General features: G+C 57.6%; 21 protein-coding genes. 13 read left to right on the plus strand and 8 right to left on the minus strand.

Annotation, left to right across the window (positions count from 1 at the left end; genetic code table 11):
- Window positions 1-182 (plus strand): hypothetical protein (locus tag ABD720_RS14355; protein ID WP_344764079.1); only part of this gene is annotated, 182 nt, incomplete at its 5' end.
- Between the two features lie 43 nt (window positions 183-225).
- Here ABD720_RS14355 and ABD720_RS14360 read toward each other — a convergent pair.
- Complete coding sequence (locus tag ABD720_RS14360) at window positions 226-612, minus strand: hypothetical protein (RefSeq protein ID WP_344764080.1); 387 nt, start codon at window positions 610-612, stop codon at window positions 226-228.
- A gap of 536 nt (window positions 613-1,148) precedes the next feature.
- Between ABD720_RS14360 and ABD720_RS14365 the strand changes: the two genes are divergently transcribed.
- Window positions 1,149-2,228, plus strand: a complete 1,080-nt coding sequence (locus ABD720_RS14365; RefSeq protein ID WP_344764081.1) for an AIPR family protein — start codon at window positions 1,149-1,151, stop codon at window positions 2,226-2,228.
- 969 nt (window positions 2,229-3,197) lie between these two features.
- Window positions 3,198-3,446 (plus strand): hypothetical protein, encoded by a 249-nt coding sequence (locus ABD720_RS14370; RefSeq protein WP_344764082.1) that lies wholly within the window; start codon window positions 3,198-3,200, stop codon window positions 3,444-3,446.
- Between the two features lie 76 nt (window positions 3,447-3,522).
- Here the strand turns inward: ABD720_RS14370 and nirD are convergent, their stop codons facing one another.
- The 3 genes from nirD to ABD720_RS14385 form a co-directional block, all read right to left on the minus strand.
- Window positions 3,523-3,870 (minus strand): nitrite reductase small subunit NirD, encoded by a 348-nt coding sequence (gene nirD / locus ABD720_RS14375; protein ID WP_344764084.1) that lies wholly within the window; start codon window positions 3,868-3,870, stop codon window positions 3,523-3,525.
- A 13-nt stretch (window positions 3,871-3,883) separates the two neighbouring features.
- The gene (gene nirB, locus ABD720_RS14380) at window positions 3,884-6,412 is read right to left on the minus strand and encodes a nitrite reductase large subunit NirB (RefSeq protein ID WP_344764086.1); all 2,529 of its coding nucleotides are present in this window, start codon (window positions 6,410-6,412) and stop codon (window positions 3,884-3,886) included.
- Window positions 6,413-6,724: 312 nt separating this feature from the next.
- Complete coding sequence (locus tag ABD720_RS14385) at window positions 6,725-8,071, minus strand: leucine-rich repeat-containing protein kinase family protein (protein ID WP_344764088.1); 1,347 nt, start codon at window positions 8,069-8,071, stop codon at window positions 6,725-6,727.
- 315 nt (window positions 8,072-8,386) lie between these two features.
- Between ABD720_RS14385 and ABD720_RS14390 the strand changes: the two genes are divergently transcribed.
- On the plus strand, window positions 8,387-9,253 hold the full coding sequence (locus ABD720_RS14390) for a DMT family transporter (protein ID WP_344764090.1): 867 nt from the start codon (window positions 8,387-8,389) through the stop codon (window positions 9,251-9,253).
- Window positions 9,254-9,270: 17 nt separating this feature from the next.
- Here the strand turns inward: ABD720_RS14390 and ABD720_RS14395 are convergent, their stop codons facing one another.
- Window positions 9,271-10,221: a GSU2403 family nucleotidyltransferase fold protein gene (locus tag ABD720_RS14395; RefSeq protein ID WP_344764092.1), complete on the minus strand. Its 951-nt coding sequence runs from the start codon at window positions 10,219-10,221 to the stop codon at window positions 9,271-9,273.
- 500 nt (window positions 10,222-10,721) lie between these two features.
- Between ABD720_RS14395 and ABD720_RS14400 the strand changes: the two genes are divergently transcribed.
- The 6 genes from ABD720_RS14400 (at window position 10,722) to ABD720_RS14425 (ending at window position 16,816) form a co-directional block, all read left to right on the plus strand.
- Window positions 10,722-11,120: a hypothetical protein gene (locus ABD720_RS14400; RefSeq protein ID WP_344764094.1), complete on the plus strand. Its 399-nt coding sequence runs from the start codon at window positions 10,722-10,724 to the stop codon at window positions 11,118-11,120.
- A 642-nt stretch (window positions 11,121-11,762) separates the two neighbouring features.
- Window positions 11,763-14,039, plus strand: a complete 2,277-nt coding sequence (locus ABD720_RS14405) for a TonB-dependent receptor (RefSeq protein ID WP_344764095.1) — start codon at window positions 11,763-11,765, stop codon at window positions 14,037-14,039.
- 73 nt (window positions 14,040-14,112) lie between these two features.
- Window positions 14,113-15,267 carry an alpha-hydroxy acid oxidase gene (locus tag ABD720_RS14410; protein WP_344764098.1) on the plus strand — a complete coding sequence of 385 codons (1,155 nt, stop codon included), beginning with the start codon at window positions 14,113-14,115 and terminating at the stop codon, window positions 15,265-15,267.
- Between the two features lie 15 nt (window positions 15,268-15,282).
- Entirely contained in the window at window positions 15,283-15,966 is a 684-nt protein-coding gene (locus ABD720_RS14415) for a Fe2+-dependent dioxygenase (protein ID WP_344764100.1), read from the plus strand.
- Window positions 15,967-16,020: 54 nt separating this feature from the next.
- Window positions 16,021-16,287 carry a PepSY domain-containing protein gene (locus tag ABD720_RS14420; protein ID WP_344764102.1) on the plus strand — a complete coding sequence of 89 codons (267 nt, stop codon included), beginning with the start codon at window positions 16,021-16,023 and terminating at the stop codon, window positions 16,285-16,287.
- On the plus strand, window positions 16,271-16,816 hold the full coding sequence (locus ABD720_RS14425) for a cytochrome b/b6 domain-containing protein (RefSeq protein WP_344764104.1): 546 nt from the start codon (window positions 16,271-16,273) through the stop codon (window positions 16,814-16,816). The genes ABD720_RS14420 and ABD720_RS14425 overlap by 17 nt, the downstream gene beginning before the upstream one ends.
- Before the next feature lie 66 nt (window positions 16,817-16,882).
- Here the strand turns inward: ABD720_RS14425 and ABD720_RS14430 are convergent, their stop codons facing one another.
- Window positions 16,883-18,004, minus strand: a complete 1,122-nt coding sequence (locus ABD720_RS14430) for an alkene reductase (protein ID WP_344764106.1) — start codon at window positions 18,002-18,004, stop codon at window positions 16,883-16,885.
- 229 nt (window positions 18,005-18,233) lie between these two features.
- Between ABD720_RS14430 and ABD720_RS14435 the strand changes: the two genes are divergently transcribed.
- Entirely contained in the window at window positions 18,234-19,967 is a 1,734-nt protein-coding gene (locus tag ABD720_RS14435) for an ABC transporter permease (protein WP_344764108.1), read from the plus strand.
- 28 nt (window positions 19,968-19,995) lie between these two features.
- Window positions 19,996-21,297, plus strand: coding sequence for an ABC transporter ATP-binding protein (locus ABD720_RS14440; RefSeq protein ID WP_344764110.1), 1,302 nt, complete (start codon window positions 19,996-19,998; stop codon window positions 21,295-21,297).
- 283 nt (window positions 21,298-21,580) lie between these two features.
- On the opposite strand, the gene ABD720_RS14445 is transcribed toward ABD720_RS14440, so the two are convergent.
- Both ABD720_RS14445 and ABD720_RS14450 read right to left on the minus strand, forming a co-directional pair.
- Window positions 21,581-22,939, minus strand: a complete 1,359-nt coding sequence (locus tag ABD720_RS14445) for an ABC1 kinase family protein (protein ID WP_344764112.1) — start codon at window positions 22,937-22,939, stop codon at window positions 21,581-21,583.
- Window positions 22,932-23,102 (minus strand): hypothetical protein, encoded by a 171-nt coding sequence (locus tag ABD720_RS14450; RefSeq protein WP_344764114.1) that lies wholly within the window; start codon window positions 23,100-23,102, stop codon window positions 22,932-22,934. Before ABD720_RS14450 ends, ABD720_RS14445 begins: the two co-directional genes overlap by 8 nt.
- Window positions 23,103-23,302: 200 nt before the next feature.
- On the opposite strand from ABD720_RS14450, the gene ABD720_RS14455 reads away from it, so the two are divergent.
- Window positions 23,303-23,893 (plus strand): NAD(P)H-dependent oxidoreductase, encoded by a 591-nt coding sequence (locus ABD720_RS14455; protein WP_344764116.1) that lies wholly within the window; start codon window positions 23,303-23,305, stop codon window positions 23,891-23,893.
- Window positions 23,894-23,961: the final 68 nt, after the last annotated feature.

The following is a 23,961-nucleotide window of genomic DNA, read 5'->3' on the forward strand; positions in this document are numbered from 1 at the left end:
GTCAAAGCAAAGCCAGTACGCTATGTCGTTCGCGTCTTGAAGAAGGCGCTTATCTGAACGGCATTACGCCGCCGAGGGTTATTTTTTTCGGCTCACGCTTTTTACTTTGCCGAAGCGATTCCTTGGCAAGCGAGAGCTGGAAAAAATCCAAAGTGCAGCCGGAGGTCGGCCGAAGGAAGTAGGCGCACTCGACAGTATCTAGGCCTGACAGAAGCAGTTCCACGGTCAGCCCTCTTCCCAGATCAAATCACCTGGATAAAACGGGGCTGGTTCGTCCATCCCGAGCTCCTTTTCAAAAGCCACGTAGTGAACGTTAGTGCGATGCCTGAAATCAGCCATTGGACCGACTGTCATGAAGAGTGGACCGCCATTATCGTCGGTCGCGCTACCCCATCGCTCACCCTTAAATGCGGGCAAAGCCTTTTCGACATCGCCGAGCGCACTTGAAAGAAGGTCTCCGACGATCTGGGTCCGAGTCTTGGTTGGGTAAAGATCGCATAGGGCCGCAATCTTGGCGGCCACATGGACCGGCAGGCGAAACGAGACCTGTTTGCTCGTCAGCCTGGTGTTGTCGAGCGAACCCCACATACTTACAAGCTCAGTAGCTTTCATCTCGCATTTTCTCCGAAGAAATGTATGCGAGACATTTTATGTAATGTCTATCGAATGTCAATCAACATTTTACGTCAGCGTTCCGGCTGTATTTGGGGTTTCGGTAGCTGCGCTACCTGCAAGCCCAAATACAGCCGGTCGCGAAAACCAAACAATTGCTTTTGAAGCAATGTTATTCTCGATCATGTATTTGTAGACCCCCGTGTTACTAAGACGGGGGAAAGTGCGAATCAAAACCCAAACGATCAAAAATTATGACGACAGTTATCGCGCACCAGCGACAGTACAAAACCCTATGCCGGGTACTAGACTCCTTAAGAAACGAAGCGCCCGCTACGGACATTTCGTATCACCCTACAACTAACGCAAAGGATCCTCTGATCCAAGCTAGATCGAAAGCACTGCTTCATCTATTTCTAAAAGCAAGATTTGGTATAACGGAGTTTGAAGAGCGTCTAAAACTAATCACCGACGGACCTTATGACGGCGGAATAGATGCCTTTTACATTGACAAATAGCAAAAACAAATATTTTTGTTGCAATCAAAGTTTCGCGCCACGGCTGGTAATTTTGTTTCCAACAATATGACAGCCGACGATCTTTTAAAGATGGATGTGAAGCGAATTCTCAAGGGAGAAAAAAAAGATAACGAAGGGAATTTTTATAATGACTTTATCGTAAAAAACCTTCAAAAATCGATTAAGTCGTTGCCAGATTCGCCCAGCTACACGACCCAAGTAGTTTTACTCGGCAACACAAAAAACTTTACGCTTCCCCAACTGAAGAAGCTTGTCGAAGGATATAAGGTTGATCAGTATCCACACGAAAGAGTATATAAAGAACTTCTTTTCCCTGTAATCAACGGGACTTATTTTTCCGACAATAATTTGAACATCGAAATAAATCTCGCCAATTTGCGCGGTGATACGCATCTTGATTACGACGTGAAAACAGATTCGGTGAAAACGAACATTAAGCTATTATTTGTACCCACAAAAGAAATTGGTCGCGTCCTACACTCTTATAAGAACTCAATTCTTCGATTTAATCCTCGAAGCTTCTTAGAACTGGACAAAAATTCTGTTAACCAAGCGATAGCTGAATCAATAAAAGATAAAAGTACGAACGAGTTTTCCCTTTTTAATAATGGAATCACTATTATTTCAGACGGAACTTCAATAAGCTCGGATACCGCGAAACAAGGGACGGCTCAAATTATCCTTCGCAATCCACAGCTTGTGAACGGCGGACAAACGGCTTATACCCTTAGTCGAATCTACGAAGAAGGTCTCGATTCGGGTGACTTCAGCGTTTTTAAAGGGAAAGAGGTTTTGCTGCGCGTAATAACATTTGTGGGAGAAACGAGGCCTTCCAATGCTACCAAACGACTTGAATTAATCGGCGCAATATCGAAAGCGAGTAATTCTCAGACAAAAATTGATGAATCTGATCGGCGTTCTAACGACGAAATTCAAATACGACTTCAAGACGAGTTTTTTGAAAAATATGGTTTGTATTATGAACGGAAGCGCGGAGAATTTTCGGATGGCCTGCATTTAGGTTATATCAAGGAAGATGTATTAGTAAATCGCGATATGGTAATACGTGTGGGATGAGCATCTGAATATCGTGTTAGCCAGGCGCGATCTAATATTTTGCAATTTTTCACTGAAGAAGCTTTGCAGTCGCTTCTGAAAGTTGAAAAAGTTCATAAGTACGCTTACGGCTATGAAGTCCTTCGACAGCTCGGCATTATACGTAAATCGAAGTCGCCAACAGACGATCGTTATCACACCAAAAAATACGGCCAATCGCTACGATATGGTCAGTACGGCGTTGTGGCAGCTTGCATAAATCACGGGATCAAAGCGAGTAAATCTGAAGCAGATTCTATTAACAACATCCTCTCCCAATGGATTGCATTTGAGAAGTGGGCCGCGGGACAGGAATCGAACAAATCATATAAAAATGGTTCAGCATTTAGTTACATCAACTATTACAAAGGGTCAACTGTTAATGAATACTTAAAGTCGTACCCATTCACTTCATGACTTTGCTTTAATCTAAGATCAAAGCTGAAACAGAACCGCCCAGTCCAAGTTCGTGGATTCGTTCGACTCGGGGAGCCAGGAATTTAGTAGTAAAGCGAAAAGGGTTACGTGAAAACGTAGCCCTTTTTCTATTGCGGCTGCGCATTCGTTTGTGCTGCATTTGGGTCGTAAAGCGGCGCACCTACAACGGCCATCTGCGCTCGCACACAGTATCGTCAAGATACCTGTCCATGCCGGTAAGGCTGCTGGAGAGATACACGATCAATTCGTCGACCTTGTCGCCGTCTCAAAGGTGCGTGGGTCGAACCCGGCAATCAGGTTTCCAAAACGGGAACAGAATGCTGAACACCACTGTGCATAATTTCGATGTCATCACACCAGCGACAGTCTATTACTCACGGCTTCCGCCGCAAGCTGGCAACTCCTGATACCCTCACCGTCCTTTTACGTAAATCGCTATTCGGATCGATCCGAATAGCCCCGCCCATCCACTGCATCGCCCCAAGGCAGCAAGACAACACCACAGGAATTCCCATGAAAAAATTAACCGTCACCATCAAACTCGACATGACCATCCCCGAGGGCTGGGAGCTGGCACAGACCTCCACTGGCGCGCAAGTCATCAAACTGCCAGACGGGAAGTTCCTCGACATCACCATCGAGCCGATGTTCGCCACCGACCCCGAAGACACCTGGACAAGTACCCAGGATGACGATGTGCTCAATGACTTCCTCGACATGATCGAGAGCGAAGAAGTCAACTACGATCTCATCACGCACTGACCTGTTCGATACGGGTTGCCAGGCAAATTCTGGCAGCCGAATCGATGCACACAATCAGATCCGCGCATCGTTTCGCCTACATGGCAACGCACACCATGCTGTCTTCGACCCGGACACGATAGGTGTTCACCGAATTCTCCGGTGCCTCAAGACATTCACCGCTCGCCAGATCAAAGTGGTGTTTGTAAATCGGCGACGCCACCACGATGCGTGCGCCAAGGCTGCCGATCAATCCGCGCGACAGGACGCTGGCCTGGGCGTTCGGGTCGAAGTTATCAATCGCAAATAATTGTCCCGCGTCGCCTCCGATGCGAAACACCGCAACATGCTTGTCGTTGATCAGCGCGCAAATCCCGGTATTTGGCGTGATGTCGTCAAGAGTACAGATCGCGTTCCAGGTGGTGATGCCGGATTCGATGGTCATGATGTAGTGCTCCTCAGGCGGCTTTGGCGATGATGGGGATGACTTTGCGCTCTTCGGGATTGGCAGGCCGGATCTGGCCACGCTCTTCAACGAAAACCACATTGGCATCCGGCTGGTCGCTGTTGACGAACTGGCGGAAACGCTTACGCGTCTCAGGGTCCGAGACGGCGTTCTTCCATTCGCATTCGTAGGTATCGACGACGTGCTGCATCTCGCTTTCGAGTTCTGCGGCCACGCCGAGTTTGTCGTTGACGACGACTTGCTTGAGGTAGTCGAGGCCGCCTTCGAGGTTGTCGCGCCAGACGCTGGTGCGCTGCAGGCGATCAGCGGTGCGGATGTAGAACATCAGAAAACGATCGATGGTCTGGATCAACGTTTCGCGAGACAGGTCCGAGGCCAGCAGTTCGGCGTGACGTGGCTTCATACCGCCATTGCCGCAGACGTACAGATTCCAGCCCTTGTCGGTGGCAATGATGCCGACGTCTTTGCCCTGCGCTTCGGCGCATTCGCGGGTGCAACCGGAGACGCCGAACTTGATTTTGTGCGGCGCCCGCAATCCCTTGTAACGGTTTTCGAGTGCGATGGCGAGGCCAATGCTGTCGTCGACGCCATAGCGGCACCAGGTCGATCCGACGCAGGATTTGACGGTGCGCAGCGACTTGCCGTAGGCATGGCCCGATTCGAAACCGGCGGCGATCAGTTCTTCCCAGATCGATGGCAACTGGTCGACGCGGGCGCCGAACATGTCGACCCGTGCGCCGCCGGTGATCTTGGTGTACAGGCCGAATTTTTTTGCGATCATGCCAACGGCAATCAACCCATCCGGCGTGACTTCGCCGGCCGGCATGCGCGGCACGACCGAATACGTGCCGTCTTTCTGGATATTGCCGAGGAAGTAGTCATTGGAATCCTGCAGCCCGGCGTGCTCCTTTTTGAGGACGAAGTCATTCCAGCACGACGCCAGAATGCTCGCCGCAACCGGCTTGCAAATATCGCAGCCGAGTCCGTGACCGTGGTTCGCCAGCAATGCGCCGAAGGTCTTGATGTTGCCAACACGAACCAGGTGATACAGCTCCTGGCGCGAATAGGCGAAGTGCTCGCACAGGTGGTTGTTGACGGCCATCCCCTGCTTCGTCATTTCGGCCTTCATGACCTGCGTGACCAGCGCCACGCAGCCACCGCAGGCGGTACCGGCCCTGGTGCAGGATTTCAATTCGGCGACCGTCGTGATGCCACCGGCAACCGCGTCGCAAAGCTGACCTTTGGAGACGTTATTGCAGGAGCAGATCTGGGCCGAGGCCGGCAAGGCATCCACGCCCAGGCCCGGTTTTGCCTCGCCGTCGCTTTGCGGCAGGATCAGGAATTCCGGGCTTTCGGGTAACGCAATCTTGTTCAACATCATCTGCAGCAGGGTGCCGTATTCACTGGCGTCCCCCACCAGCACGGCGCCCAGCAATTGGGTGCCGCACTCAGACACGACGATCTTCTTGTAGATCTGCTTGCGCTCATCGGTGAACTGGTAAGCACGGCTGCCGGCGGTACTGCCCATCGCATCACCGATGCTGGCGACATCCACGCCCATCAGCTTGAGTTTGGTGCTCATGTCGGCGCCGGCGAACTCGGCGACTTCGCCGGTCAGGTGGCGAGCAGCAATGCGTGCCATCTCGTAGCCCGGTGCAACCAGTCCGAAAATCTGGCCATTCCAGAGTGCGCACTCGCCGATCGCATAGATATCCGGGTCGGACGTGCGGCAGTTGTTGTCAATGGCGATACCGCCGCGAGGACCGACTTCCAGCCCGCACTGGCGGGCCAGGTCGTCACGCGGACGAATGCCGGCGGAGAAGACGATCATGTCCGTCTCGAGGTGGGTGCCATCGGCGAACACCAGTCGGTGCCGGGCATCCTGCCCATCGATGATCTCCAGGGTATTTTTCTGGGTATGCACGCCCACGCCCAGATCTTCGATGCGCTTGCGCAGCACGCGTGCCCCGGCATCGTCCATCTGCACCGCCATCAGGCGTGGCGAGAATTCCACCACATGGGTCTGCAGGTTCATGTCCCGCAGCGCCTTGGCGCACTCCAGTCCCAGCAACCCGCCACCGATGACCACGCCGCTGCGCGACCGGTTGCCGCATTCCAGCATGCCTTCGAGGTCTTCGATGGTGCGGTAGACAAAACAATCCTCGCGGTCCTTGCCGGGCAAAGGTGGCACGAACGGTGTCGAGCCGGTTGCGATGATCAACTTGTCATAGAACAGTGTTTCGCCGCTATTGACGGTGACTGATTTGGCGCGGCGATCGATCGACACGGCCCGGGTATTCAACTGCAGCAGCACGTTGGCGCGGTCAAAAAAACCGGGCGGTACCAGCGACAGGTCGTCGGCGGATTTTCCGGAAAAGAATTCGGACAGATGCACCCGGTCGTAGGCCGCCCGCGGTTCTTCGCACAACACCGTGACCTCCGCATCATGCAGGCCGTTGTCGGTGAGGCTTTCGAGGAACTTGTGCCCGACCATGCCGTGGCCAATGACGAGAATTTTCATGGGTGTTCCTTATTCGGTGATGTTGCCAGGAGCTTTATCGCTGTGCGCCATGACAGTGCAGGCTTGCATGCCGTGATTCAATGGCGGCGCTCAACACAGTGCGCAACGCATCCCTAGCAGTTAGCGTGCCCGCCAACGGACGTGACTTTTCTACAGCCAGTGGCCTGCGTGCATTGAAGTGGGTATTGGGACAGCGGTAACCGGCGTTAAATCAGTGCAGCTGAGCCAATTGGGTGCGCCGAAAGCGACACCGCACACGCCCGGAGCAGCGGCGCTTGCGCGCTGCTCCGGGCCTACACGGCAACATGCACTTCAACGTGCGCTTGCCTGATGCAATTCCGTGATGGCGAAAATTTCCTGAACAAGCTGCTCGAAAAGCGGGCGTTGCAAGTTATCTCTCTGCAAACAGCTGGCCGCCACTGCCGCTAGCCGCGCGATCACAATGTGATCATCTGACCGGACTTCGCAGCGTTCGACCAGCTCGTCGAGCAGACAACCAAAAGCACGGACTTCGAGCCGTTGCAAGGATAGTGCGATCGACGATCCGGTACCGAACAGTGATGCCGCGCCGAAATCCCCCAGCAGGACATTGCCGCCGCCGCAGTGCAGGATATTGTGGCCATACAAGTCCCCATGCAGGATACCCTGGGCATGCAGATGCATCGCCGCCGAGGCGATGCCCTGTGCGATTCCAAGGAGCGTAGCCGGATCAAAAACGGTGTCTGCCGAGTAGGTATCGCGGGTACAGGATGCCAGGCTGGGCGGGCCGGCCAGAATGCGGAACGCAGGATCAATCAATGGCATGACCAATCCACTGGCGCCGGCCGGATGATCGATCAGGGTTCCCGTGATCGCGATCAGCGCCGGATGCGCGCCTGCGGAGATGCACGCTGCCATCTCGCTCCGTGGCAATCCGTCGCTGGTCATCTCGCCCTTGAACAACTTGAGCGCCACCGCTCGCAGGCCATCGTCGCACTGATACTCCGCCCGGTAAATGATGCCGGAGGCGCCCTCACCCAGCTGATTGTGTACCTGCAATTGCGACCAGCGGATATCCGTTGTTCGGGACTCTGCCAGCGCGACGCGCTCGCGCTCTTCGCAGAACGGGTTGCCGGCAAAGGCGAGCCATGACAAGCGCGGCATCGAGAGTAACCAATCGGGCAGAGCGACGAATCGATTGGCAGAGATACGCAGCAATTCAAGTCGCGAGCAGTGCGACAACTGCACGGGTAGCGTACTTAACCGGTTACCGGCGAGCATCAGCTTCTGCAGTTGTGTGCAGCGGCCGATGTCTACGGGCATGTCTTCGATCTGGTTGTCGGTCAGGATCAGCCAGCGCAGTGTGGCCGGCAGCGCAGTGCCGGCTACCGTGCGAATGCGATTCGCCTTGAAACCGATCATGCTCAGTTGCGCACATTGCCCCAGGATTTCCGGTAGTGCGACAAACTGGTTGTTCGAGCAAAACAGGACGCGCAGCTTGTGCAAGCGCGGAAGATCATCCGGTAACGACGACAGCGCGTTGCCGGACAGATCGAGGATTTCCAGTGTGTCGGCCAGATCAAAAATTTCACGCGGAAACTCGGTCAGCCCACATGCCAGGTTCAGGCGTTGCGTGCCGATCAACTGACCGGAGCGTAGTTGTTCAAGGGTGTGGTTCACGGTGTGCCAGGTGCCTGCAAAAAAGTCAGGCCGCGAGTTTAGCAGTGGACGTGCGGCGAACGAATGCTGTGTATGGCCGCGCTGCATCGTCGAGCCATCGGAAAAGAGTCTCGGATCGGTTCAGCCATACCGCGACCATGCCCGGATACGTGCCTGGGCTCCGGTCGAAGGAGTACCATCTCCGGCCATCGAACGACCATATAAAAACAGAGACCCGATTATGCCGACACAGCCGTCCGTGACCCGTAAAACCCTGCTGAAAAATTTACTGCAACTTGCACGCGTGTCCGTCGCAGAGCTGCGCCGGAACAAGTCATGACTACGCCAGTCAAGGTGGTTTTTCTGACTGCGCTGGCGATGATTGCCTTTGCTGCAAATTCCATACTCTGCCGCATCGCATTGAAACAATCCGGCATTGATCCGGCGACATTCACGGTGATACGGATTACCGCGGGCGCGCTGATGCTATGGCTGATCGTGCGGCTGCGCCGCACTACTGCGACTAGCGGGAGCGCTGTGACATCGACCGGGAACTGGCGCTCGGCACTGGCCCTCTTCGTGTATGCCGCCGGATTTTCGTTTGCGTATATCAGTCTGTCTGCGGCGACCGGCGCCCTCCTTCTTTTTGGCGCGGTCCAGGCAACCATGATCAGCTACGGCCTCTGGTCTGGCGAACGCATAGGACGCTGGCAAGTTGCCGGCCTGACCCTGGCGTGCATCGGGATTGTTTTTTTGCTGCTGCCCGGACTATCGGCACCACCGCTGGCCGGTGCCCTGTTGATGGTCTGTGCCGGTATCGCCTGGGGCGTCTATTCGTTGCGCGCCAGAGGCGCAGGAGATCCGCTCCTGGTCACCGCCGGCAATTTCATGCGGGCAGTCCCGCTGGCGCTGGTCTTCGGCTTGACCATGCTGTCTCACAGTTCAGCCGATCCGACCGGCGTCGCCTACGCGATCATCTCGGGCGCCGTGGCGTCGGGACTCGGATACGCGATCTGGTACACCGCCCTGCGCGGATTGACTGCCAGCACCGCGGCAACCGTGCAACTAAGCGTACCGGTGCTGGCGACCGTAGGCGGCATGCTGTTTCTGGGCGAACCGATCACGCAGCGGTTCGTGCTTGCCTCGGTCGCGATTCTTGGGGGACTTGCGCTATTCGTTCTCAATGCACGTCGGCGGCGATGACACGCAAAACCGGCTAGTCAGTCGCTCGCCCATTGCGGCAAGTACTCACGCGTCACCTTGTCAACTGCGCTTGATTGCAAGGCATCGCGTCGACGCTTCAATGGGTCGCGTTCGCGCAATGTTCCCAGCCATTGCTTGAAGCGGACGAAGGCCATCGGCGCCAGGGTATTCATGCGCGCCATCTCGCCATTGGTCGCCACAATCACTGCAGAAAACGGTGGTGAATCCAGTAACTCTTGTGCACGCGGCGCTTGCGCCACCCAGAAATCGTCCTCGTCCTCGCTAAGCCGCACGGGATGCGGGTTGTCGGTCATTTGCTCGCGCCGAATGATATCCACCTCGAGTCCATCCTTGTTGACGGCAGTGTATTTCTGCGAATTCCGTATCCGAAACGTAGGGTCAACCTTGCGCAGCACACCGAGCATCGAGCTGTCGACCTGGCTCAAAGCAGTTGCAAAGGCAACGCGCTTGCGCACATCCCAGAGCAGATCAATGTCACGTGTAGCGAGTGCGTCGTCATCGAAGATCACGCCAGCTGCCGATTCGTACGCATAGAGCGCATGAGTTCCGACCACCCGGAAGTGCTCTCCCAGATTGGTTGACGCCAGCCGGTTCAGAATGTCAACGACCAGTGGCGCAACCCGCCCGACACGTAGTGCGCGGTTCATGCGTTTCTGCCTGCTCAGAGCGATAACCAGGCCAGCACGTCTTTCCTCGGCCAATTCTTTGCGCTGTCGAAATTTTGCGTAAATCGCTTCGGTCTCCGGAGATCGACGCCCCAGACTTTTCTCGCTACCGGAGGCGCTGGTCCGCACCAGATAGACGTCGCCCGGCGTCGAAGCGGCCCCTTTGTGCCAGTACATGCCACCGCGAACCTGGGCAGCTTCGACGACGGCTTCTTCGTAGGCTTCAAAAGTCGCTACAGCATCAATATATTGACGCATGGCGTCGGCGGATCGTTCTAGCATCGGAGAACTTTCGGTGTTTTATTCCAGTTTTTTACTTTATACCGAATATTTATATAAATCAACGACTTGAATCATTTTTTAAAGACCATTAAGCATCCGGCATCTCTTCGAGTGTATGGTGAATCAGTCGCAGCACTAAGCTGCACGAAATAGTGCCATCGCCGCAATCAACGCTGGTTCAGGATGCGGTTCGGATGACATCTGCGGCTCGCCGGCATTCCTTCTTTATTCAGATTTCAACATGCCGATCTTTTGCCGCAAAATGGAACCACATGGAATCAAATGGCGACCCATCTCTACCTGGCATTGTGTGTCAGGCCAGCGGCAACGTCACTTGCCGCGGCATCGACAATCCTTTAAGCCAGCAAGAGAGACGCGTGAACCGGTACGCCACGCCGCATCTGCACTAGCTATCTGCAGCAACCGACTCGCCGAACAAATGGACTTTTTCAAGCACGAGATTGACAGACGTTGATTTAGCCTTTTTTAAGGACATCACTATGTTTCGCATCCTGACTCGAAAAATTGCACCGGAGATTGCCAAAGCCGTTACCAAAAATGCCATGAAGTTTGGCGCAGACTTTGTTCAGGGAGCGGCCGAAAACGAGTTAAAGGATGTGCTCAAGTTGCCCAATGCGCAGACAGGCAAACCGAATCTGGGTGGTGCGATGGCCAGCATTTTGCGTGAGCAATATAAAAACGGCGGGTCGAAGTCAAAAGCTGTGATGGACACCGCCATGAAATCCAGCCCAGCCGTCATCGAGTCCACACCGCAAATCAATGCAGCCTCACTGCATGCCTATCGCGCAAAAGCAGCCTCGGTGAATTACGCCCCTACCTATACCTCTGTAGGCACGCAGGCATTTATTTCCACGCATGGCAAAGAGACTAAAAGCTAGCCCGTACCGTCGATTATTCTGATCATCGCTGCGGCAGTTGTCCGGTTGCTGGCCGTGGCTGTTCAAGATCAGGGAATCAGCGTACCGAATTGGTCGAGGCCGGAGCCGGATTTGAGACCGGCTTTGCGTGGCAATGGTAATCGCGGGGTACTTCACGGCCCAAAAATGGCGGTTTCCGGAACCGCGCTCCAAAGCTTCATCCGTGTTTCCTGCCGGAAGCCGGTCGCGTCGTGCCGACCAAATAAGTTATGCCCAATTTCTGTGAATAACATTGTGCATAACCCTATGTAGTGCTTCCGAACGCCAGCATGCAGGCCAGTTGTCAATGCTGCCTTTTATTTCAGCAGCCTCGTTGAGTTGATCGCCGAGACTGCGTGGAATCACCGTCACGCTCCTGCCGCTGTCCGACTTACTATCCAAATTCAAGACATCCACCTCAAATCTTATTGCGAATCATTCGCATCTGGACTATTATCAGCGTCAACACGCAGAGAGACGGACATTCGGTTCCGACTACTTTCTGCCTTTGAATTCAATTTGGGGAATGATTTGAAACAACCATACCGGGCAGCGCGCAAGCCTATGAGCCTTCGCGCCAGCAACGACACATCCACCAGATCCGTAAAAAAAACGGGCATCGCAATGGGCCTCTCGACCGCGATTTTCATGCCATTGGCAGCCATGGCGCAGAGCGCTGCAGTGGCGATTCCCGAAGAAAAAGTACAAGCAGTGGTCGTCTACGGAAAAGCCATTGATCCGAATCCGAATGGCCAGGCAGGCGCCCCCTACAAGGCAAAAACATCAGGCGATGCACGCCACACTCGCCCGCTGGCAGAAACGCCGCAAACCATTTCTGTCGTCACCAAAGCCGCCATCGATGACTCCGGCTTCACCGATCTCAAGCAGATACTGAACGCACAGCCCGGCATTACTCTGGGCACCGGGGAGAACGGCAATGCATTTGGCGACCGATACATCATCCGCGGCCAGGAAGCCCGCAGCGATGTTTTTGTCGACGGCTTGCGTGACCCGGGCATGAGCACCCGTGAAAGCTTCGCCATCGAGCAACTGGAAATTTCCAAAGGACCAAACTCCAGTTTCGCCGGGCGCGGCACCGCTGGCGGCGCCATCAATGCCATCACCAAACAGGCCACACTCGACCTCGACTTCACCCGTTTTTCGCTGGGCTTGGGAAGTGATCACCAGAAGCGCGTCAGCGTTGATGTGAACAAGGCGATGGGCGACAGCTTTGCCTTGCGCGCCAACGCCCTGTATGGCGATGAAGATGTTCCGGGCAGCGCGCCATCGAACCGCAGTCGCCAAGGATTGGCATTGTCGGGATTGTGGGAAATCAACAAGGATCTGAACCTCACACTGGACTACTACGGCCTGCGTACCAAAGACCAATCCCCGACGCTGGGCAGCTATCTGGTCGGCACGGTACCGAACCGCGTGCCTGCGACGAACGTACCGGTTTATGCACAAGCCGACGATTTCCTGAGTTCGAATGTTGACACCGTGACGGCGCGGATCAACTGGAAACTCGCCCCCAACCTGAACCTCACCAGCCTGACCCGTTACGGTCAATCAAGTAACGGCTATGTCACGACCGGCGCCTCCAGTGGCACGCGTTACGATGGCGCCACCGGCACTGCCTACACCACCGGCTATCTCGACAACGGTCACACGGGCTGGCAGGACGTCGACTATTTTGCCCACCAGAGCAACCTGCGATGGGACAAGCAACTGGCGGGTCTGAAGCACGAATTCATTCTCGGTGCCGAATACACCGACCACAAGGTCGTCTCGGGCAACTACGGCCTCAGCAATACCGGCGCCTTCAATTGCAAGACCACTGCCGGCATCGGTACCAACAACGGCTACTGCTTCACGAACAGCAATGGCGTCGCAGTGAGCGATCTGCACAACCTGGCCGGCCGGACCAGCACCCGCCGCAGCTGGAACCAGGACTGGCACGTCAAGAGTCTGGCCCTCACCGCGATGGACACGGTCGACCTGACCGACAAGATCACGGTATTCGGTGGCGTTCGCGCAGATCATTTTGACTTGTCACTGGTCCGGCGCAACAACCTCACCGGCGACGTAACCGGCGACTACAGCTATCAGGACACGTTGCTCAACGGTCACGTTGGCCTGAGCTACAAGATCAACAAGCTCGGCATGGTCTATGCCAGCGCGGCCAGCGCACAGGACATCAATGGCGGCGAAGCCGATTCGGGTACCAGCAGCGGTTACGGTGGCGCCGTGCTGTACCAGAACCAGATCGCCGGCGCAAAACCGGAAACCTCGAAAAACCTCGAACTCGGCACCAAGTGGAATCTGCTCGACGAGAAACTGCTCGCCACTGCCGCCATCTTCCAGACCACGAAATCAGACGTCATGGAAGGCGCCAACTACGATACCGTCGGTACCTTCAACACCGGCAAGAATCGCGTGCACGGCGCCGAATTCGGACTGACCGGCAACATGACCGACAAGCTGTCCGGCCAGATCGGCGTGGCGTTCCTGAAATCCAGAGTACTTGATTCGGCGACCGCGACGAACATCGGTAAGCCCTTGAGCAACTTCGCAGAAAAATCTTATTCGGCACAACTCAAGTATCAGCTCACGGACGCCTTCTCGGTCGGTGCGGCGGCGCGCTATGAAGGCCAGCGTTGCGGTGGTCAGCCCGACACTGCAGCCGGTTTCAACAGCGCGGGGTATTGCGCCCAACCGGTGCCCGCCTTTACGGTATTCGACCTGTCGGCCGCCTATCGCTTCAGCAAGAGCCTCGATCTTCGGGTGAACGTGCTCAACGCCGGCGACAAGGATTACTACACGGCGGTGTATCGGTCCGGCTCGTTTCTTTACAAGGGTGATGCGCGCGCAGTGCGCCTGACGCTGAACTACAAAATGTGAGCAGGAGACCAGCAAAAAAGTCCGACTAACATTTCACCCGAATGCCGGATTCGCTTCCGGCATTGCCCACATGATGACGAGTTCCATTGCTTCACCCGCACGCCCGCTCCCCAACCGCATTCCGCCCGAGATTCTGTGCGCGCAGGATTACGAATTGCTGGCGCCGCGCTGCATGGAGTTACCCAGCCACGACTACATCGCAGGCGGCTGCGGGCGAGACACCACCGTAGCGGCCAACCGGTCTGCGTTTGCCCGCTGGGCCATCTACCCGCGCTTGCTGCGTGACCTGACAACGGGCCACACGCGCGTGACGATTGCGGGCAAGGGCTATGCCCATCCGGTCTTCCTGGCACCAGTGGCGTTCCAGAAACTGGTCCATCCGCTCGGTGAACTGGAGACAGCACGCGCAGCACAGGTCATGGACAGCTGCATGGTGAGCAGCACGTTATCGTCGGTTCGACTCGAAGAAATTGCCGCTGCGGCAGGACCCGATCGCTGGTTCCAGTTGTACTTCCAGCCAGCACAGGAAGGGACGCGCGACCTGGTCAAACGCGCGGAAGATGCCGGCTACGGCGCCATCGTGGTAACACTCGACGCCACGATCCAGATCCCAAGCATGCGCGCACTGCGGTCCGGCTTTCGCATGCCGCGCGACTGTGTAGCGGTCAACTTGCGCGACGAGACGCCCGCAGCATCGGCGCCACTGGGGTCAGGTCAAAGCCGTATTTTTCAGGGAGTGATGCGTACCGCACCCACCTGGCGCGATCTCGAATGGCTGCTGACCCAGACCAGGTTGCCGGTCTGGGTCAAGGGCGTGCTGCATCCGGAAGATGCCATCGCATTGCAAAGCATGGGCGTCACTGGTGTGGTGGTGTCGAACCACGGCGGTCGCAGTCTGGATGGCGCACCTGCCAGCCTCGATGCCCTGCCTGCCATCCGTGCAGCGGTCGGTGCCTCGTTCCCGTTATTGCTCGACAGTGGCATTCGGTCGGGCGCCGATATTTTCAAGGCACTGGCACTGGGCGCAAATGCCGTCCTGATCGGGCGACTGCAACTGTACGCCTTGAGCGTGGCCGGCGCGTTGGGTGTGGCCCACATGATCAGGTTGCTGCTGGAGGAACTGGAAGTCTGCATGGCGCTGGCCGGTTGCGCTACCGTGCCCGACATTCGACCCGATGCGCTCATCGGCCATCACATACCGGTCGACCATGGCCACTCGCCCTGCTGATAAAGACCTACCACCATGCTGATCACCATCGACCATGTCCTGAGCAAAGAAGAAGTCCGACAGTTTCGTCTCCACCTCGACCAGGCTGACTGGGAGGATGGCGCCAATACCGCCGGCAACCTTGCACGCCAGGCCAAACACAACCTGCAAATCCGGGACGACGCCGACGTTGCCATCAATCTGGGCAACCACATCCTGCGCAAGCTGGGTAACCATCCACGCTTCATCTCGGCCGCCCTGCCTCGCACGATTTACCCGCCCAGATTCAACCGCTATGCCGGTGGCGGCAGTTATGCGACCCATGTCGACAGCGCCGTGATGCAACTTCCCGGCCTCCGGCAAAGCCTGCGCAGCGACCTCGCTGCCACCCTGTTTCTGAGCGAACCAGACGACTACGATGGCGGTGAGCTGGAAATCGACGGCGAGTTCGGCGTGCAAACCATCAAGCTCGCCGCCGGTGCGATGGTGCTGTACCCGTCGTCCAGCCTGCATCGGGTCACGCCGGTCACCCGGGGCGCGCGCGTCGCCGCATTTTTCTGGATCGAAAGCATGGTGCGCGATGCGGGTGAGCGTGCCCTGCTGTTCGATCTCGATGACACCATCCAGCGGCTCACGCCCACGGTTGCCAGCGATGACCAGAACCTCCTCAGACTCACCGGCATATACCATAACCTGCTGCGCCGCTGGGCCATTACCTGAGCCAGGTGAATTCTCATTTGCCGCATACGCGCAATTCTTTTCGAAGGAGTTTTAATGAAATTATCGATCCTTATCCCGCTCCTGTTCGCCGTCGCAACCGGCAGCGCCTGGGCCCACGGCGACGTCAAATGTCCGCCACATCCGGCAGCAGACTGGAAGCCCCACACCGAACTGGAACAAAAACTGATCAAAGAAGGCTGGCAGATACGCCGCATGGAAAAGTCGGCAAGCTGCTACGAAGTCTATGCAAAAGACCCGCAAGGCAAGCGCATAGAAGCGTTCTTCGATCCTGTGACATTCGACCGTGTCGACGAAAAATAAGCATGCGGTCTGGGATCTGCCGATTCGCCTGATGCACTGGGCGCTGGTGGCCACTGTCGCTGCTGCGTGGATCACCAGCAGCCGCATCGGCGCTGCGCATGAATATTTCGGCTACGCTGCAGCCGCGGTCGTCGGTATCCGCCTGGCCTGGGGCTACACCGGCAGCCGCTATGCGCGTTTCACGCAATTCCTCAGCCCGGTTCCGCAAACAATCCTGTATCTACGCAGCGTGCTCAACGGCACCGCATCGCGCTACCTCGGTCACAACCCGCTGGGAGGCTGGATGGTCGTCGCCATCCTGTCCTGTGTTGGTTTGCTTGGCATCACGGGATGGCTGGCAACCACCGAGTGGTTGTGGGGATATGCGTGGCTGGTTGCATTGCATGCCGGAACAGGCTGGTTGCTGCTGGCGTTGATCGCGCTGCATGTTGCCGGCGTCTTGTTCACGAGCTGGCAGCATCGCGAGAATCTGGTTGCTGCGATGGTGAGCGGAAAAAAGCTGGATCGCGGAGACGCCGACATAACGTAAAAAAGCCAGGCAACGTGCCTGGCTTTTTTTACGTTCGAAACGAACGCACTATCTCACGTGTCTGCATCAGGCCTTGCTAGGCAAAAACGGGTAATCCACATACCCGCCAGCGCCGCCGCCATACATCGTGGCCGGATCGGCTTCGTTTAATGGTGCGCCGGTGCGCAGGCGCTCCACCAGATCCGGGTTGGCAATAAACGGTCGACCAAAGCAGATCAGGTCGGCGTTTTTGGTGTTGAGGGTATCGCGTGCCAACGTCATGTCGTAACCGTTGTTGGCCATGTAAGCACCGTTGAAGAGGTGATGCAACGTCTGCAGGTCGAAGCCACCCGGCACGTCGCGCGCACCGCCGGTCTCGCCTTCGATGACATGCAGATAGATCAGGTTGAAGGCATTGAGCTGCTCGACCACATACGTGAACAATGGCTGCGGATTGCTGTCATCGATATCACCGAATTTGCTGAGCGGCGAAATACGGATGCCGACGCTGTCACCGCCCCATACCTCGACCACGGCTGCCGTGACTTCCAGCAGCAGACGCGCGCGGTTCTCGATCGAACCGCCGTATTCGTCGGTGCGCTGATTGGTTTTGTCGCGCAGGAACTGGTCGAGCAAGTAACCATTGGCGGCATGAATTTCAACGCCGTCGAAACCGGCGGCCTTGGCATTGAGCGCGGCTGTGCGGTATTGCTCGACGATGCCTGGCATCTCGGACAACTCCAGCGCGCGCGGCGTGACCATCGGCACGAACCCGTCATTGGTGTACGACTGACCTTCGGGCTTGATTGCCGACGGTGCTACCGGCAAGCCGCCATCCGGCTGGATCGACGGATGCGAGATGCGGCCGACGTGCCAGAGCTGCAGGAACATGTGACCGCCTTTGGCATGCACGGCGTCGGTGATGCGCTTCCAGGCCACGACCTGGCTGTCGTTATAAATGCCGGGCGTGAAGACATAGCCTTTTCCCTGGGGCGAAATTTGCGTGGCTTCGGCAATGATCAAACCGGCCGTCGCGCGCTGGGTGTAGTACTCGATGGCCAGTTCGCTCGGCACGTCGCCTTCAAGTGCACGGCTGCGTGTCAGCGGCGCCATGACGATGCGGTTCTGCAAACGCAGCGGGCCAAGCAAGGTTGGCTCGAACAACAGCATGTCGGTGTTGGCGGTAGTGGGTTGCGTCGTTGTCGTCATCGGAATCCTTTAAAAAAGGTGCATGGTCGCAGATATAGCCACATCGCGCACGGTGCACCACGCCGACGAACCACTTGCGCACCTGCAAACCAGTCGCCCGACCACCTAATTTTGTAACTCGGAGGTCATCTGCTTGATTCATAATGGCGGGCTTTTTCCGCAAGCGGATCACGACCGCCGCGCCTCACTTGCATTTCCCCTTTTTCCATCGCGCCACCTGGGATACGTCATGTTCGAACTATTCAACCCACGCCGCAGCGGGCGCTCGGTGCTGGCCGCCGGACCCAATCGCTGGGACTGGATCCTGCTGCCGCTGGTACTGGCGCTCATCGCCGGGCTGGCTTTTGGCGCCATGCAGATGACCCGGCCGTTCGTGGTCGGCCAGGCCACGCCGATTTCGCTCGACCCGCATTACCTGCCGTATTACCTGTTGCGCACGATGCTGCGCATGTTCACGGCCCTGGCCTGTTCGCTGCTGTTCAGTTTTGCGTTTGCCGCCATCGCCGTCAAATATCGTGCTGCCGAAAAAATCATGGTGCCGCTGCTCGACATCCTGCAATCGGTCCCTATCCTCGGTTTCCAGGCGATTGCCATTGCGCCGTTCATCTTGCTATTCCCCGGCAATCTGCTGGGCGTCGAATGTGCGGCCATCTTTGCAATCTTTACTTCGCAGGCCTGGAACATGGCCTTCAGCCTGTATCAGTCGATGCGTACCGTGCCACCCGAGCTGAGCGAAGCGTCACGTGTCTTCCGCCAGTCCGGCTGGCAGCGCTTCTGGCGTCTGGAATTGCCGTTCGCGATGCCGGGGCTGCTGTGGAACATGATGATGTCGATGTCGGGCGGCTGGTTTTTTCTGGTCGCTGCCGAAGCCATTTCGGTGGCAGGACAGGACATCAAATTGCCGGGCATCGGCTCCTACATTGCGATGGCGATCGAAGCCGAAAACGGCCGTGCCATTGCCTGGGCGATTGCCGCGATGCTGATCGGGATCATGCTGTACGACCAGCTTTTTTTCCGGCCATTGCTGGCCTGGGCCGACAAATTTCGCTTCGAGGAATCGCAGGGCGACTCGGCCCAGAACTCGTGGCTGCTGGACCTGGGCCGGCGTAGTCGCTGGATACGTGCGCTGACCGATCGCTTCTGGGGTGTGCTCGGCGGCACGCTGGGCTGGTTCAGCCTGCGCGAGCAAACCGTGGCACCGACCCGGCGTTCGGACCAGCGCAGCAAATCGCTGGCACGCGTGTGGGACGTGCTGATCATCGCGCTGTCGCTGTTTGCCGTGGTGCAGCTGGTGCTGTTCGTCCACATCGACGTGGGCTGGAGCGAGGCGCTGCACGTGGTCGGACTGGGCATGATTACGCTGGCGCGGGTGCTGTTGCTGATCGCCCTGGCGTCGCTGGTGTGGGTGCCGATTGCGGTCTGGATCGGCTTGCGGCCACAGTATTCGCAACGGGTGCAGGCAGTGGCGCAATTCCTGGCGGCGTTTCCGGTCAACCTGATGTTCCCGATGGTGGTCTACCTGCTGGTGACGTTCAAGCTCAATGCCAATATCTGGCTCAGTCCGCTAATGGTATTTGGCACCCAGTGGTACATCCTGTTCAATGTGGTGGCCGGGGCCTCGACGATTCCGAACGAGCTGCGACTGGCCGCTGACAATCTCGGGCTGAAGGGCTGGCTGAAATGGAAACGGGTCTATCTGCCCGCCGTGTTCCCGGCCTATATCACTGGTGCGATCACGGCCAGCGGCGGCTCATGGAATGCCAGCATCGTTGCCGAATATGTCACCTGGGGCAAAACCACGCTCATCGCCGATGGCCTGGGCAGCTACATCAAGCAGATGACCGACGCCGGCGATTTTCACAGGATCGCGCTGGGCATCGGCGTGATGTGCGTGTTCGTGATGTTGTTGAACCGGTTCTTCTGGCGCAAGTTATATTCGCTCGCCGAAGACCGCAGTCGCTGAAGTTGTCCGCAATCGATAGGGAGTTCGCATGACCAAACAAGCCTTGATGGAACTGACCAGTGTCGCGAAGTCGTTTCGCAGCGCCGATGGCGCACCGCGCATGATTCTGGATGGCGTCCATTTTTCTCTCGCTGAAGGCGAAATCGTGGCGCTGCTGGGTAAATCCGGCTCCGGCAAATCCACCCTGCTGCGCATCATGGCTGGCCTGATCCCGGCCGATGCCGGCACCGCAACCTATCGCGGCATGGACATCTATGGCCCGGCGTCGGGCGTGGCAATGGTGTTCCAGTCATTTGCATTATTCCCGTGGCTGACCGTGCAGCAGAATGTTGAACTGGGCCTGGAAGCCCAGGGCGTCGCACCGGCCGAACGCGAAAAACGCGCCGACAGCATGCTCGAACTGATGGGGCTGGCCGGTTTCGGCGGCGCGCTACCGCGCGAACTCTCGGGCGGCATGCGCCAGCGCGTCGGCATCGCCCGTGCACTGGTCACCAATCCGGATGTACTGCTAATGGACGAAGCGTTCTCGGCGCTCGACGTGCTGACCGGCGAGACCCTGCGCAATGACATCCTCGACCTGTGGGACAGCAACCGCATCCTGACCAAGGGCATCCTGATCGTCTCGCACAACATCGAAGAAGCCGTGATGATGGCGGACCGCATCATGATCCTGTCGAGCGACCCGGGTCGTATTCGCAACGAGATCAAGATCGACTTGCCGCGTCCGCGCAAAGTTGATTCCCCCGAAGTGCGCGGACTGATCGACGAAGTCTATGGCTTGATGACGCTGCGTCCGATCCAGGAAACCGTCACCGGCCGGGCACCCGCGGTGCACCTCGGCTACCGCTTGCCGGACACTGACGTCAGCCATATCGAAGGCGTGCTCGATCTGCTCGCCGGTGCGCCCTTCGATGGCCGCGCCGACCTGCCGCAACTGGCTGAAGAAACCGAACTGGCCGACGACGAATTGTTCCATACCTATGAAGCTCTCGGCATGCTCGGCCTGGCGCATATCGACAAAGGCGACATCACGCTCACGCCGCTGGGCCAGCGTTATGCCGACGCCGACCAGACCTTGCGCCAGGAACTGTTCGGGCAGCAGGTGCTACTGCATGTGCCGCTGGCCGCGCGGATCCGCCAGCAACTGGAACGTGAACCGACCGGCACCTCACCGGAAAAGCCGTTCCTCGACATGCTGGAAGAATTCCTCAAAGAAGACGAAGCCAAGCGCGTGCTGGAAGTCGCCGTCGAATGGGGCCGATATGGTGAGGTCTATGAATACGACTTTCATACGGGGCGGTTGAAGTTGCCGGATCAGGAAGAGGAATGATGACGCGGTAGCGCAGGTCGCATAGTCCAACGGACACGGCGGGATTGACGTGCCCACCCCCCGGAAACAGATCCCAGTGCGTATGTCGCCGTGCCGACCGTCAGGCCGAAAGCCAATGCCACCGGATCGTGCGAAAGAACCCGTCGTCAGCCACGTGCTTGCCTGCGCTCTGGTTGACTACAGATGCTGCAGTGGGATCGGGTATCGATGCTGCGATGCGTTGCTGCGATGCTGCGATGCTGCGATGCTGCGCACGCGCGCACACGGCGTCACGCGGCGCGGTTCAGGATTGCCCGATGGAGGCAGGAACGAGGAACTCCCGCGCCAGCGCCCGCACGTTCACGCGCGCTTTCAGCCGCGCCGCCAGCAAATACAATCCACCCAGCTTGCGATGCAAGAACAGCGCATCGACCGGCGGCGTATGCCAGAAATTCCGGTCGCGTCCCAGTGCAAGGCCGGCATCCCGAATTTGCGCCGCAATGTCGGATTGTCCGAAATCATAATCGCCGTCATGACGCAATGGCGCACATGCCAGCGTGAACATGGCGAGCACTGCCTGGCGATGATGCAAGGCTGTGCTCGCGTCGAAATAGCCGATCGCGCAGGCGGCGGCGTCCATTGCCTGCGTATCGCCGTCGACGGCACCAAGCACGATCTGGCGGAACTGCGCCACCATGTCGGCCGAATAGGCACGAGTCGCGCCGAAGTCGAGCAGGATGACCTGGCCGGTGCTGATGTCATAGCGATAGTTGGCGAAATTCGGATCGGTCTGTATCAACTGAAACTCGAACAGCTCGCGCAGCAACAAGCTGATCAGCAAGCTGGCGATGCGGTCGCGTACTGTCTGTGGCGCTGTCGTTAGCGACTCCACCGGCACGCCGTCCATACGCGACATGGTCAGCACATTGACCGTGGTTAGTTCCGGGAGCAGGTCCGGTACGGCATAGTGCGGTGCATCCGCCAGCAGACTGGCGTAGCGCGCCATGAATGCGCCTTCGCTGAGGTAATCGGCTTCTTCATGCAACTGGCGCTTGGCGTCCCGCATCAGCGGTGCGATATCCAGCGTGCCGGGCAACATGCCGGACATGCGCAGCAGCGTCGCGACATTGTCGACATCGCTGTCGATGCTTTGCCGTACGCCCGGATACTGCAGCTTGATGGCGACGCGCTGGCCGTCGTGAGTCTGCGCAAAATGTACCTGGCCGATGGACGCCGCCGCCGTCGGCGTGAACGAAAACTGCAGGAAATGGCGCTTCCAGTTCGCGCCCCAGTTGGCCTCCAGTACCTCCACGACCTGGCTCATCGGCATGGGTGTGGCCTCCGAACGCAGCCGCGCGAGTATCGCGGCGATCTCGGGCGGCAGCAGGTCACCGGCATCCATCGAGAGCAATTGTCCCACCTTCATGGCCGCACCACGCAAGCGCGACAGCTGGTCGGCCACCCGGTGTGCATTGGCCGGCGTCATCAGCAGGTCGCCCAGTGCGGGCCGTTTTCCCTGTGCCAGCTGGCGGGCACCCTCTGCCAGCATGCCGCCGGCAATACCGGTGGCCAGCGACCCCATCCGTGCCAGACGCGACCAGCGTCCGCTCGGGACGATTGCGCTGGCAGAGGCTGTTGCGTGCTCGGGCAGTGGTTTAGTCATTGGCTTCCGGTGCGGCGTTGGAGGGCGGTGCGGAGTCATCGGTGTCCGTGTTCAATACCGGGAAGCACATCTTCTCGCCATCCCATTTTTGTCCGCACCAGCATTCGCCGTCGGCGTTGATCAGGCAGGTATCGGTACCACAGCAGCGCGGGTCATTGGTCATTGGTGCCTTTTAGCAGGAAGTGACAGATAAGTGACAGATGGCGGAAGGACCGAACTCGGACCCAACCGGGTTGTCGAACTGTATCAAGTTTTTCGAAAGCGTGATGTGGCGAGACTCGGTCGACACGGTCCGGATGTCGATTGATCCAACGCAATCCGAAATTGATCCGTGACTGGCACACTCATCGGACTTTTTTCCGAGTGACGTGCATGAAAATTCTCCTGATACAGGGTCATCCGGACGCCAGCCAGCGCCATTTTTGCCATGCCCTGGAAGCAGCTTATGCCAGAGGCGCCAGCGAACACGGGCACACGGTATGCAGTGTCGATGTGGCGACCCTCGATTTTCCGCTGCTACGCAGCCAGTACGAATGGGAGCACGGCACCTTGCCATCGGCGCTCGTCGACGCGCAAGAGGCGATCAAGTGGGCCGAGCATCTGGTGCTGTTTTTTCCGCTCTGGCTGGGCGACATGCCGGCGCTGCTCAAGGGTTTCCTTGAGCAGATAGCCCGGCCTGGCTTTGCTTTCTGCGGTGATCCGCCGCACGGGCCGGCAAGCAAGGGACTGGCCGGTCGCTCTGCCCGCGTCGTCGTCACGATGGGGATGCCGGCGCTGATCTACCGCTGGTATTTCCGGGCCCACAGTATCAAGTCGCTGGAACGCAATATCCTCGGCTTTGTTGGCGTCGCCCCCGTCAACGAAACTCTGATCGGCATGATCGGAGAAATGCAACCGCCGTCTGCCGAAAAATGGTTGGCGCGGCTGGAAGAGTTGGGCCGGCAAGGCAATTAAGCATGCGCGTTTTACAACAGGCGAACCAGATGATCGTGAAAACATCGCTGATGCAAACGTTAGTTGCC

Source organism: Actimicrobium antarcticum, from assembly GCF_039536745.1.
In the GTDB taxonomy this organism is placed as follows: domain Bacteria; phylum Pseudomonadota; class Gammaproteobacteria; order Burkholderiales; family Burkholderiaceae_D; genus Actimicrobium; species Actimicrobium antarcticum.

Excerpts from the sequence above, each read along its gene's own strand:
- ABD720_RS14360 (WP_344764080.1), bottom strand. The coding sequence starts at position 612 with ATGAAAGCTACTGAGCTTGTAAGTATGTGGGGTTCGCTCGACAACACC.
- ABD720_RS14370 (WP_344764082.1), top strand. The coding sequence starts at position 3,198 with ATGAAAAAATTAACCGTCACCATCAAACTCGACATGACCATCCCCGAG.
- nirD (WP_344764084.1), bottom strand. The coding sequence starts at position 3,870 with ATGACCATCGAATCCGGCATCACCACCTGGAACGCGATCTGTACTCTT.
- nirB (WP_344764086.1), bottom strand. The coding sequence starts at position 6,412 with ATGAAAATTCTCGTCATTGGCCACGGCATGGTCGGGCACAAGTTCCTC.
- ABD720_RS14390 (WP_344764090.1), top strand. The coding sequence starts at position 8,387 with ATGACTACGCCAGTCAAGGTGGTTTTTCTGACTGCGCTGGCGATGATT.
- ABD720_RS14395 (WP_344764092.1), bottom strand. The coding sequence starts at position 10,221 with ATGCTAGAACGATCCGCCGACGCCATGCGTCAATATATTGATGCTGTA.
- ABD720_RS14400 (WP_344764094.1), top strand. The coding sequence starts at position 10,722 with ATGTTTCGCATCCTGACTCGAAAAATTGCACCGGAGATTGCCAAAGCC.
- ABD720_RS14405 (WP_344764095.1), top strand. The coding sequence starts at position 11,763 with ATGGGCCTCTCGACCGCGATTTTCATGCCATTGGCAGCCATGGCGCAG.
- ABD720_RS14410 (WP_344764098.1), top strand. The coding sequence starts at position 14,113 with ATGACGAGTTCCATTGCTTCACCCGCACGCCCGCTCCCCAACCGCATT.
- ABD720_RS14415 (WP_344764100.1), top strand. The coding sequence starts at position 15,283 with ATGCTGATCACCATCGACCATGTCCTGAGCAAAGAAGAAGTCCGACAG.
- ABD720_RS14420 (WP_344764102.1), top strand. The coding sequence starts at position 16,021 with ATGAAATTATCGATCCTTATCCCGCTCCTGTTCGCCGTCGCAACCGGC.
- ABD720_RS14430 (WP_344764106.1), bottom strand. The coding sequence starts at position 18,004 with ATGACGACAACGACGCAACCCACTACCGCCAACACCGACATGCTGTTG.
- ABD720_RS14435 (WP_344764108.1), top strand. The coding sequence starts at position 18,234 with ATGTTCGAACTATTCAACCCACGCCGCAGCGGGCGCTCGGTGCTGGCC.
- ABD720_RS14440 (WP_344764110.1), top strand. The coding sequence starts at position 19,996 with ATGACCAAACAAGCCTTGATGGAACTGACCAGTGTCGCGAAGTCGTTT.
- ABD720_RS14445 (WP_344764112.1), bottom strand. The coding sequence starts at position 22,939 with ATGACTAAACCACTGCCCGAGCACGCAACAGCCTCTGCCAGCGCAATC.
- ABD720_RS14450 (WP_344764114.1), bottom strand. The coding sequence starts at position 23,102 with ATGACCAATGACCCGCGCTGCTGTGGTACCGATACCTGCCTGATCAAC.